Annotated in this window: 1 pseudogene; it reads left to right on the top strand. The window is 67.5% G+C overall.

From position 1 onward, the window contains the following. A pseudogene (locus tag EN984_RS36735) lies at positions 1–670 on the top strand (DNA polymerase Y family protein); the annotation flags it as partial.

Raw genomic sequence — 670 nt, 5'->3', positions numbered from 1 at the left:
GGTGTCGCCGCGCCTTCCCGTCGCGCCGCTTTCGGTCGAACGCCACCTCGCCGAACCCGTCACCCTGACCGAGGACATCGAACGGCTGGTGGGCATGCTGGCGGCGACCTTGAAAACCGATCTCGAACGCCGCGGCGAGGGTGCCAGGACACTGGCGCTGCTGCTCTTTCGCGTCGACGGCGCCGTCAGCCGCATCGCCATCGGCACCTCGCGGCCGATGCGCGAACCCATGCTGATCCAGAAACTGTTCCATGAGAGGCTGGCCGCGCTCGAGCAGGATATCGATGCCGGCTATGGTTTCGATCTGGTGCGGCTCTCGGTGTTGGCGGCAGCCACCTTCGACATGCAGCAGGCTGATCTGACTGGTGAAACGATCGACGATGGCGCCGATATCGCGCTGTTCGCCGACCGCATCCGCGCCCGGCTCGGCGAGGGCGCGGTTCTCCGGCCGGTCGCGGTCGAGAGCCATCTGCCGGAGCGTGCTGTCGCCACGATCCCCTTCACCGAAGCGCCGCGCCGGACCACGCCGCCGAAAAAGCCCGGCAGGCTGCAGGCGCCACAAACCATTTTTCCGCCGGAACGGCCAATCCGGCTGTTCCGCTCGCCCGAACCCATCGATGTGCCGGCCACTGAAATGCCGGAAGGACCACCGCTGCACTTCCGCTGGCGG

This window comes from Mesorhizobium sp. M7A.F.Ca.CA.004.12.1.1, assembly GCF_003997835.1.
Taxonomy (GTDB): Bacteria; Pseudomonadota; Alphaproteobacteria; order Rhizobiales; family Rhizobiaceae; genus Mesorhizobium.
This window is presented reverse-complemented; position numbering and strand designations above follow the sequence as displayed.